Genomic DNA, 11,211 nt, shown 5'->3' on the forward strand with positions numbered 1-11,211 from the left:
TCGCGTTGGGCGTTCCGCCCACCCACCCCCTCCCAGGCCCCCTGGCACAAGCCAGGCGCGCGGCGCGCGCCAAGCGCGCTCCGCGCGCAGACCCGAGCGCTGCGCACTCGGCTCGCACAGCCCGGCAGAGCCGGGCCGTGCGAGCCGCCGCAGGCGGCCCCGCCGAAGGCGGGTGCAGTTGGGGCTTGTGCGAGGGGGCCTGGGAGGGGGTGGGTGGGCGGAACCCAACGCGACCTGGCATTTCCGCAGGGCTGCCGCAGCACCCCGCGGCCTCCGGCCCCCGTCTCCATTATCCCACCGGGCACCGACAATTCCGGCCAACCGGCAGCCCGAGCACCCGCAATGGAAACCACCCGATGGCGACCACGCAGCCAAGCCGCACACCACAGCCCGCACACCACAGCCCGCACACCACAACCGGACAGCACAACCGAGCACCTACAGCCCCGCACAAGCGAAAAGGGCCACCCCTCGACGTGAGGAGTGGCCCTTCCGCGCTCCAAACCCTAATCCGGCTGGATCCAAGCGAACTGAATCCGCTGCTGCCCGTGCTTCCGAGTCACCAGCGTCCCCCGCCCCGGAGGCTGGGGCGACGGCTTCAGGTTGCCCACGATCGCGCCCTCCTCCTTCGACCCGGAGCCGACCATGATCGGGGCCGAGATCTCCTTCAGCTTGCCCAGGATCGGGTCGTACATCGCCCTCGACGCGCCACCCATGCGCCGCGCCGCCACGATGTGCAGGCCGACGTCCTTCGCCTGCGGGATGAACTCGGCCAGCGGGGCCAGCGGGTTCTGGGCGCCCTGGGGAGCGACGAGGTCGTAGTCGTCGACGACCACGAACAGCTCCGGGCCCTTCCACCACGACCTGTTCTTCAGCTGCTCCTGGGTCACGTCCGGACCGGGCAACCGGCCCGCCATCGAACCGCGCACGTCCTTGATCATGTCGGTCAGCTGGGCCGACGACACCGCGTAGGACAGCAGGTGGTCGGTGTCGATCAAGCCCAGCATGGTGCGGCGGTAGTCGACGAGCATGATCAGGGCCTCTTGCGAGGTGTAGCTGCTCATGATGCCGCGCACGATCGTCCGCAGCATGTTCGTCTTGCCCGCCTCGCCGTCGGCCAGCGCCATGAAGTGCGGGTCGGCGTCGAAGTCCATGTAGACCGGCGCCAGTTCGTCCTCGTTGACGCCGACCGGCACCAGGTGGCCCCGGTTCGGGTTGATCTGCTGCACCTGGGCCATGAACTCCGGGTACGGCAGCATGTCGGGCAGCAGCCGGACCTGGGGCGCGCGCTTGCCGCGCCAGGCGCCGTTGACCTTGGCGACCATGTCCTGCACGCCCGCCGCCACGTTCTCCGCGTCCGAGGACGCGTCGATGCGCGGCAGCGCGGTCAGGAAGTGGAGCTTCTGCGGGGACAGGCCCCGACCCGGACGGCCGGCGGGCACGTTGACCGCGACCTTCCGGTCGACGTCCGACTCGCTCGGGTCACCCAGGCGCAGCTCGAACCGCGTCGCCAGCAGGTCCTTCATCGCGGGCCGGATCTCCGCCCAGCGGTTCGCGGCCACGATCACGTGCACGCCGAACGACAGACCCTGCGCGGCCAGCGCCTGGACCTGCGGCTCCAGCGCCTCGAACTCCTGCCGGAAGTTCATCCAGCCGTCCACGACCAGGAACGCGTCGCCGAAGTCGTCGTCGCGGATCTCGCCGCGCCGCTTGCGGTTGCGGAACTCGACCATCGAGTCGATGCCTTGAGCCCGGAACCGGACTTCGCGCTCGGAGATCAGGCCCGACAGCTCGGCCACCATGCGGCGGGCCTTGTCCACGTCGAGACGGGACGCGAAGCCACCGACGTGCGGCAGGTTCTCCAGCGACGCGAGCGTGCCGCCACCGAGGTCGAGGCAGTAGAACTGCACTTCCTCGGGGGTGTGCGTCAACGCCATCGACGTGATCAGCGTGCGCAGCATCATCGACTTGCCCGACTGCGGACCGCCGACGATCGCGCCGTGGCCGGCCGCACCGGAGAAGTCCGCCCACAGCAGGTCGCGGCGCTGCTCGAACGGCTTGTCCACGACACCAAGCGGCACCTGGAGCTTGCCGTTGGAGAAGAACCCGGGCGGCGTGAGGCCGCGGTCCTCGGTGGCCTGCAACGGGGGCAGGAGGGTGTCCAGCGACGGCGGCTCGTTCAGCGGCGGCAGCCACACCTCGTGCGCCGGCGGGCCCTGGCCCACCAGGCGGGAGACGATGACCTCCAGCTCGCTGGGCTCGTTGCTGTCCTCCTTCTCCTTCTCCTGCTTGACCGGTTCGACCGGTTTGACCGGTTCCTTGGGGATCTCGATGTAGTCCGGCACGAAGAACCGGGGCCGCTTGTCGCTGGACACCACGGCCGACGGACCGGCCACCTGGATGCCCGCGGGCCGGTACGGGCCGGACACGTACAGCGCCTTGAACCGGGTCAGCGGCGCGCCCTGCACGCCCAGGTAGCCCGAACCCGGGATGGGCGGCAGCTCGTAGGCGTCCGGCACGCCGATCGCCGCGCGCGACTCGGCCGCGGAGAACGTCTTCAGACCGATCCGGTACGACAGGAACGTGTCCAGACCGCGCAGCTTGCCCTCCTCCAGGCGCTGCGAGGCGAGCAGCATGTGCATCTGGAGCGACCGGCCGACACGACCGATCTGGAGGAAGATGTCGATGAAGTCCGGCTTGGCCGTCAGCATCTCGGAGAACTCGTCGATGCAGATGAACAGCGCGGGCAGCGGGTCGAGGTCGGCGCCGTTCTCGCGCGCCTTCTCGTAGTCCCACACGTTCTTGTAGTTGCCCTTGGCCAGGACCTCCTGCCGCCGCGCGACCTCGCCCGCGATGGCGTCCTTCATGCGGTCGACCAGGGTCAGGTCACCGGACAGGTTGGTGATGACCGCGGCGACGTGCGGGGCCTTGTCCAGGCCGAGGAACGTCGCACCACCCTTGAAGTCGACGAGGATCATGTTGAGCGACGTCGAGGAGTGCGTGGCCAGCAGGCCGAGCACCAGCGTGCGCAGGAACTCCGACTTGCCGGAACCGGTCGCGCCGATGCACAGGCCGTGCGGGCCCATGCCCTCCATGGCCGCTTCCTTGATGTCCAGCTCCACCTGCTGGCCGAACTCGCCGATGCCGAACGGCACGCGGTAGCGGTCGCGGACCGGCCGGGGCCGCCACGCCTGCTGCACGTCGAAGGTCATCGGGTCGCCCTGGAGGCCCAGGAACTCGATCAGCGGCGGGTTGTTCGACATCGACAGCGGGTCCTCGTCGCCGCCGCCCGCGTCCACGCCGCCGATCCGGTACGGCGACAGCCGCCGGGCCAGCGCCTCGGCCTCGACCACGGACAGCCAGTCCGGCGAACCGAACCACTCGACGCCGCTGGCGCTGCGCGCGCCCAGCTTGTCGTCCTCGATGACCAGGCGCAGGCCGCGCCGGGCGGTCAGGTTGCCCAGCGACTCGGACAGGTCCAGCAGGGTGACCCCGACCAGGCCCTCTTCGAGGATGATCTGCTCTTCGCGGGTGACGTCGCCGTCGTCGATGAGGATCACGATGTGCGGCTGGTCGGCCGGCGGCGGCGCGTTGCGGGTGAACCGCTGGCGGTCGCGCAGCTGCTCGTCGAGCATCTGCTCGACCTCGGCCAGCGAGCCGGCCATCATCCGCATCTGGCCGATGCCGTCCACGATGTTCGGGTGCTGCACGTGCGGCAGCCACTTCATCCACTCCCACTCGGCCTTGGTGCGGCCGGTGGTGACGACGGCGATGAGCAGGTCGTCCGGGGAGTGGAAGGTCGCCATCTGGGCGATCAGCGCGCGGGCCAGGCCGCGCTTGGCGTCGGTCTCGCCGAGCAGGCCGACCGCGGCGAAACCGCGCAGCGCGATCGAGATGGGCAGGTCCGGCACCAGCGAGTGGGCGCGCACGAACCGGCGCAGCGCCAGCGTGGCGATCGGCTCCAGCTCCTCGACCGGGCCGGTCTGCGGCGGCACCAGGCGGGTGGCCAGGCGCTGCGAGCCGCGGCCCGCGCGCAGGTGGCAGAAGTCGGGGTCGTTCTGCCGCCGCTCCCACATGCGGCGGGTGGTGGCCAGCGACCACAGCATCTGCGGGTCGGGGTGCACCCACTCCCGCTCGGCGCGCTGCTCGTTGGCGGCTTCGCGGGCCCGGTCGCGCATCTGGCCGAGGTAGCGCAGGTAGTCCTTGCGGTCCTCGTTCATCTCGGCCTTCTTCTGGCCCTTGCCCGAGCCCATGCCGCCCGCCATCATGCCGATGGTCGAGATCATCATCATGCCGGGCATGATCATCGCGGCCGGGTTCTTGTTGCTGTACGTGAACATCAGGACCATCATCCCGATGGACGACACGATCATGACGGCCGGCATCGCCTTCATCATGATGTTGCCGGGGATGATCCGGGGCACCTCGGGCGGTGGTTCGAGGTGGACCTCACCGCCCGGCGGACGGGGAGCAGCGAGGCGTGCCGTGCGCTTGAACTGCAACGTGCTCACCTAACAGGCACCTCTTCACACTCTCTCGAACCAACCCACGACAACTACAACGACAACCAGCAACCAACGTCGCTGACGAGCGCGAACGCGCGGCGAGGTTGCGACGAGCGACAACCTCGTCACGACCTTCGTTGCCACCCGACACTATGGCGCATCGGGACCCGCCACGAAGGTGGGTCCGGGAAATCCACCTCGCACGTGTTCGTCGGAACGGCCCTGTCCGGACACCCGTTCCGGCCATACTGTGTCCCGCCCCTCCGGCCGGTCCGTCGAGCGGACCAATAGGGTCGGGGCGGCACGCAGACACGCAAGAGGACTTAGGGGGCCCTGGTGGCGACCGGTACGACGGTGTTCAGCCGGGTGACGGTGGTTGCGCCGCGCACGCGCATCGACGTCGCGCTCCCCGCCGACGTCGCGGTGGCCGACCTGCTGCCGATGCTGCTGGACATGGCCAAGGAGGCCACTCCGGACGGTGGTGTTCGGCACGGCGGGTGGGCGCTGGCGAAGCTGGGCGACAGCCCGCTGGACCCGAGCCGCACGCTGGCCTCGCTGGGCATCGTGGACGGCGAGCTGCTCCAGCTGCGCAAGCGCAACGAGAACCCGCCGCCGCCGCTGTACGACGACGTGGTCGACGCGATCGCGGAGTCCGACCCGGACAGCTTCCGGCCGTGGACGAAGGACACCGCGCGCAAGTACGGCCACATCGCGGGCGCGCTGGCGCTGATCGCGGCGGCCGTCGCGGTGCTGCTGTCCGGTCCCCTGGTCGGCGGCTCGGGCCTGTGGCCCGCGATCTGCGCGGGCGCGATGGCGATCGTGGCGCTGGCGGCGGGCGCGGTCATCGCCCGGTCCTACAGCGCGACCGGCACCGGCGTGCTGATCGCCGCCGCGGGCGGGCTGCCCATGGCGTACGTGGCGGGCCTCTACACCGTCCCGGGCGCGATCGGCCGGCCGAACCTGCTGCTGGCCAGCGTCCTCGTGCTGATCTTCGCCAGCGCGGCGATCCTGCTCATCGGGCGCGGCATCACCGTGTTCATCGCGGCGGCCACGGCGGGCGCGCTGAGCGGCCTCGCGTTCCTGATCGGCATCTTCGTCGACCACCCGATCGTGGGAATCGCGGCGGCCACCGCGGCGGTGTCGCTGGCGGCGCTGTCCGCGCTGCCCCGGCTCACCATCCAGCTGGCCAAGCTGCCGCTGCCGACCGTGCCGGGCAGTGCCGAGGACCTCAAGGAGGACACCGGCTTCCCCGAGTACGCGGTGATCGAGCGGCGCACCGCGAACGCCCACGAGTACCTGACCGGCATGATCATCGGCTGCGGCGGCACCGCCGCGGTGTTCTCGGTGATCGCCGCCGGCGACGGCACCATCTGGGGCCCGATGCTCGCGGTCACCGTGGCGCTGGTGCTGATGCTGCGCGGCCGGGCCTACGCCAACGGCGCGCAGGCGGTGGCGCTGCTGGTCAGCGGCATGGCGGCGGCGGCGGGCGTGCTGCTGGGCTGGCTCGCGGAGTCCTCGCTGGACAACCGGCTGCTGTTCGTGTTCGGCACGCTGGTGCTGGTCGGCGCGGCGGCCCTGGTGCTGGGCGTGATCTTCCCCGGCCAGAAGTTCTCGCCGGTGCTGCGCCGGACGGTGGACGTGCTGGAGGCGATCCTGATCGCCATCGTGCTGCCGCTGGCCCTGGCGGTCATGGACCTGTACGTCGCCATGCGCCAGCTCATCCCGGCCTGAGCCATGCGGACCACGACACGGAAGTCCGCCGCAGCGGTGGCCGTGGCGCTGACCCTGGTCACCACCCCCGGCGCGTACGCGCAGCAGCCGACGACCACGCCGAACTCCACCCGACCGAACTCGGTGCCGCCGCCGGTCGACAAGTCCCTGCGGCCGCCGCTGGAGTCGCCCAAGGAAGACGTCGACTACACCCAGAAGAACCAGTGCATCGCCTCCAACACCGGGAACAAGAACATCCCGAACAAGCCGTGGGGCCAGATGCAGCTGCGCCTGGAGGAGGCGCACCGGTTCGCCACCGGCAAGGACGTCAAGATCGCCATCATCGACACCGGCGTCAACGAGCACCCGCGCCTGAAGGGCCGGGTCACCCCGACCGGCGACTACGTCGAGACCGAGAAGAAGGGCGTCGACGACTGCGACGGCCACGGCACCGAGGTCGCGGGCGTGGCGGCGGCCAGCCGGGACGACCAGACCGGTTTCATCGGCGCCGCGCCGGAGGCGGAGATCCTCGCCATCCGGCACACCAGCAGCAACTTCCACTTCGAGCACCCGACCGACAAGAGCCAGAACCGCCCCTCCGCGGGCAAGGTCGGCACCCTCGCGAAGGCGATCGTGGTGGCCGCCGAGGCGGGCGCGAAGGTCATCAACATCTCGCTGACCTCCTGCGAGCAGCCGACCGAGCCGAGCCGGCAGGAACGCGAGCTCCAGGCCGCGATCGACTGGGCGGTCAACGAGAAGCAGGTCGTGATCGTCACCGCGGCGGGCAACTTCACCCAGAAGGACGGCTGCTCGCTGCAGAACGACAACGAGGACCCGAACACGGTCAACATCGTCGCCTCGCCGCCGTGGTACGCCGACAACGTCCTGTCGGTGGCCTCGATCGGCCAGTCGGGCAACGTGTCGGCGTTCTCGGTGTGGGGCCCGTGGGTCAGCGTCGCCGCGCCGGGCGAGGACATCGTCACCCTGGACCCGAGGGGCCAGGGCCTGACCAACTCCAGCGAGGGCCCCAGCGGCCCGACCCGCATCCAGGGCACCAGCTTCGCCGCCCCGTACGTGGCGGGCGTGGTGGCCCTGGTCCGCCAGCGCTTCCCCGACCTCAGCGCCAAGGAGGTCATGAACCGCATCAAGGCAACCGCCCAGCACCCGGGCAACCCGGGCGGCCGGGACAACAAGGTCGGCGCCGGCATGATCAACCCGGTGGCCGCGCTGACCGCGGAACTCCCGTCGGAGCGCAAGGACTTCAAGCCGGCCCAGCCCACCCAGCTGATGACCGACCTGGACCCGCTGAACCCGCCGGACCCGACGCCGCTGATCGTGGCGCTGTCGGGCACGGGCGGCGGCGTGGGGCTCCTGCTGCTGACGCTGTTCATCGTCCACACCGTCAACCGCAACCGCGCCCGCCGGGAAGCGGCTCCGGTCAAACGGTCGGTGCTCTGATCCACACGAAAAATGGCCGCTCCCACAAGGGGGCGGCCCTTTTCGCACGCTGGGGTCTCAGTCCTCGCCAAGCACCTGGGGCGCGGTCTTCTTCGGCTTGCCCAGGAGTTCCTCGGTCGTCCCGGTGATCCGGAACTTCGACTTGTGCTCCTTGTCCCCGCCCTGCTGGCCGCCGGCGCCCATGGCGGCGCCCATCATGCCGCCGCCCATCATGCCCATGCCCGCGCCACCGGGCGCGCCGCCGCGTCCGCCACCACCCGCCGCGGCGGCCGGGGCGGGAGCGGCCTCGGACGGACGGGGTTCCTGCACGGTCGTGAAGCCGCCGGACCCCAGGCGCTCCGCGGGCGACCCTCCCGGAACACCGCCGGGCACCGAACCGCCACCGACCCCACCGCCGCCGACACCGCCACCACCGACGCCGCCGCCACCGGCCTTGGCCGGCTCGGGCGCGGGCGAACCGGCGGGCGGAGCACCCGCACCACCACCGGCCGGCGGGGCGGAGGGCTTCTCGGGCCCGCTGAACGTCCAGTCCTTCTCGGGGTACTTGTGCTCCATCTTCACGTCGGCGAAGTCCGAGGACTCCCCGGACACCCCGTCGCACAGCCGCAGGAACGCCTCCAGGATGTCCCGGACCGACTCGTACAGCTCCTTCGCCGGGTCCCGCAGCTCGTCCAGCACCTCGACCACGCGCCGGTCGCCGTCCAGGGGCAGCGCCGCCGCGCCGGAGACCGTGTCGGCGGCCTCGGCGTACACGCGGGCCATGTCCTCGACTATCCCGCGGATGCCGTCGGCGGTCTGGTCCAGGGCGTCGCCCATGGCGTGCATGGCGTCGGACATGTCGTGCCCGGCCAGGCCCACGGACTGCATGTGCGCCACGAACGACTCGGCGTCGCGGCCCTGCCAGGCGGAGTCCAGCCTGCCCAGCGGCTTGGTCAGGTCGCGCGTCACGTGCTCGGCGACCAGACCGGCCTTGCGCCAGCGCTCGGCTTCCTCGTGCAGGTCGTTCCACGAGCCCACGACCGGCTCGAAGTAGTCCGCGACCAGGTCCTGCAACCCGAGCCGGCGGCTGATGCCGGACAGGTAGTCCAGTTCGGCGCCGACCTCGGCGACCAGCTGCCGGCCGTCCTTGCCCCGCGTCACGAGTCCTCCAGGCGGCGGTGGGCCTTCTTGATCAGGGCGACGGCCTCGTCCTCCTGGCCGCCGTAGTGCTTGGCCACCTCGTGCAGGCCCTTGGACGCGGCCGCGAGGACCTCGCACGCGCGGTCGAGCTGCTGGTTGAGCATCCCGGCCGCGCGCGTGTACGCCTCGGACGTCCGGAGGGTCTTGCCCAGCTCGCCGAAGCTGTGCGGGCGCACCGGCGCGGACCTCAGCTGCTCCCGCGCCCTGGACAGCTCCTCGGCCGCCTCGTCGACGCGCTGCGCGTACAGCTCGACCCACCGCGCGTCGACGCTGACCTTGCCGGACCCCGAAGCCGCGGGGCGTCGTGACTCGTACACCCGGACACCTCCCTCAAGCGTCAGGTGTGACGGTCCCGGACGCCCCGGGGTTCCGCTGTGCCGAATGGCGCGACTCCGTCGCGCGGCTCGGCCGCCCGAAAGTCGGTTCATAAAGCCGCGTTTCCCGCCGATCGGAAAAGCTGATCGGCGGGAAACGCGGCGCGACAAGCCGACGGCGGCCTCGCGGGAAGTGCCGGCCGGGCCGGCTGAGCCCGTTGCCGCACAGCCGCGGAGTCGCGCCGTCCAACACAGCGATCAGCCGCCGGATGCCTTTTTGGCCTGCTCTTCAGGGAGCAACCCGATGTTCTTGGGCACCGGGATGGAGTCCCAGCTACGGATGGCGTCGTTCCGGTTGAGCTGCGGCCCGTTGGGCAGCAACCTCAGGATCGACTCCGGGCCGGGCACGAACTGGTCGCCCAGTCCCAGCGCGCCCGAGATCACCGTGTCCGGGATGCCGTACTTCACGCCGCGGCCGGTGATCAGGTGGATCGGGCCGCTCTTGAAGTCCTGGGTGGACGTGGCCGAGCGGACCACGGCCGCCTTGCCCGGGGCCATGATGAACTTGCTCACGGCCTCGCCGGTCGCGCCGACCTGGTTGATGTTCACCGCGACCGAGTTGTCCGGGACCGGCAGCGTCGGCGCGATGGTCACCTGGGTGTGCTGCGACTTGTTGTCCGCGTTGACGTTCTCCGCCCGCCAGCCCAGGCACACGACCCGGTTGTTCTGGTTGGGCTCCAGCACGTCCGGCACGTCGGACGGGTAGTCCAGGAAGTCCAGCTTCTCGGACGGCTCCTTGGTGTCGATCTTGGCGATGTCGACGACCTTCGGCTCGCCCTGCGCGTTGGCCGCGCGGATCAGGTCGCCGGCGGCGCGGCTGATCTCCTGGAGGCCGTCCTTGAGCGCCACGTAGAACACCGAGTCGGCGCCGGTGCGCTTGACCTCGATCACGTTGCCGACCCGCAAGCCGGGGACGCCGTTGAGGTAGGTCACCGGCTCGTTGCGGCCGGCGATCGTCGGCGCTTCCAGCGGCTTGGCCTCGGGGATGGCGTTGAGCAGGCCGGCGCTGATCGCGCGGGCCGTCTTGCCGGTGAGCTTCAGCGCGTTCTGGACCTCGCGGTTGGTCAGGTCCACCTTGGCCCGCACGGTCGACGTCGAGGTGATCTTCGAGTTCACCGGGGCCTTGTAGATCAGGTAGGCCTGCTTGTCGTCGGTGCCCGCCTTGACCAGCAGCGCCTTGTTGCCGTCCAGCAGCGAGCCGCCGCTCATGCCGGCGATCACCGTGGTCTCGAACTTGTTCTTGGAGGTCGGGTTGTTCAGCGACTCGTCGAGGTCGAGCGTGTCGCACACCGACCACTCCGCGCCGATCCGGTCCTCCGGCTTGGCGGGCAGCACGTCCGGGCCGTCCGGGATGCCGGTGAGCCGGCCCTTGGGCAGCTTCGCCAGGGCCTTCTCGCTGACCAGCTTCGGCTCGCCGCCCGCGACCTGCGGCGCCGCGTTGACCTGGCCCGCCTGGGCGTCACCGCCGCCGACCTGCTGGGCCTTGTCCGGGTTCGACTGGTTGAGGATCAGCAGTCGGGCGGAGGCCAGGTTGGTCATCGGGATCAACTGCTTGTTGCCGCCCTGCCGAACGACGTAGACCTGGCCCGTCTCCTTGGAGATGGCGATCTGCGTGTCGTCGTCGAGCTTCGGGTCCGGCGAGAAGAAGCCGAACACGAGGAAGCCGATGAGCCCGATCACACCGAGGATCACACCCACAGCGGTGGCACGCGAGTGCGTGCGCATGGGGTCGTGCAGCATCACCGCGTCTCTGCGCACCAGGGCGGACTGCATCCTGCGCAGCACGAAGCGGTAGGCCTGGACCTGTGACTTGGTGGTGGGTGTTGATGCCATTCTCGGCTCGCTGCTCTCCCAGTCGCGGTACGGTCTGCACGATAGCCGGACGGCGGGTGGCGCGTGTGCGGGTTGGTCAGACCCGGTCGGTCCACCCGCCGAACGCCGACGGGAAAGAGAACCAGATCGGATGTCCGTGACCACCCCACATC

Annotated in this window: 6 protein-coding genes; 2 read left to right on the forward strand and 4 right to left on the reverse strand. The window is 70.5% G+C overall.

Annotated elements, in window-relative coordinates; genetic code table 11:
* Window positions 1-506: 506 nt before the first annotated feature.
* Window positions 507-4,511: a type VII secretion protein EccCa gene (gene eccCa / locus RIN75_RS40920; protein ID WP_309117501.1), complete on the reverse strand. Its 4,005-nt coding sequence runs from the start codon at window positions 4,509-4,511 to the stop codon at window positions 507-509.
* A gap of 330 nt (window positions 4,512-4,841) precedes the next feature.
* On the opposite strand from eccCa, the gene eccD reads away from it, so the two are divergent.
* Both eccD and mycP read left to right on the forward strand, forming a co-directional pair.
* Window positions 4,842-6,236 (forward strand): type VII secretion integral membrane protein EccD, encoded by a 1,395-nt coding sequence (gene eccD, locus RIN75_RS40925; RefSeq protein ID WP_309117502.1) that lies wholly within the window; start codon window positions 4,842-4,844, stop codon window positions 6,234-6,236.
* A 3-nt stretch (window positions 6,237-6,239) separates the two neighbouring features.
* Complete coding sequence (gene mycP / locus RIN75_RS40930) at window positions 6,240-7,673, forward strand: type VII secretion-associated serine protease mycosin (protein WP_309117503.1); 1,434 nt, start codon at window positions 6,240-6,242, stop codon at window positions 7,671-7,673.
* A 57-nt stretch (window positions 7,674-7,730) separates the two neighbouring features.
* Here mycP and RIN75_RS40935 read toward each other — a convergent pair whose 3' ends face one another.
* From RIN75_RS40935 to eccB, 3 genes are all read right to left on the reverse strand, one after another.
* Entirely contained in the window at window positions 7,731-8,813 is a 1,083-nt protein-coding gene (locus RIN75_RS40935; protein WP_309117504.1) for a hypothetical protein, read from the reverse strand.
* Window positions 8,810-9,169, reverse strand: a complete 360-nt coding sequence (locus tag RIN75_RS40940; protein ID WP_309117505.1) for a hypothetical protein — start codon at window positions 9,167-9,169, stop codon at window positions 8,810-8,812. The genes RIN75_RS40935 and RIN75_RS40940 overlap by 4 nt, the downstream gene beginning before the upstream one ends.
* Before the next feature lie 255 nt (window positions 9,170-9,424).
* Window positions 9,425-11,059 (reverse strand): type VII secretion protein EccB, encoded by a 1,635-nt coding sequence (eccB, locus tag RIN75_RS40945; protein ID WP_309117506.1) that lies wholly within the window; start codon window positions 11,057-11,059, stop codon window positions 9,425-9,427.
* Between the last annotated feature and the right edge of the window lie 152 nt (window positions 11,060-11,211).

Source organism: Saccharothrix sp., assembly GCF_031180885.1.
Classification (GTDB): domain Bacteria; phylum Actinomycetota; class Actinomycetes; order Mycobacteriales; family Pseudonocardiaceae; genus Actinosynnema.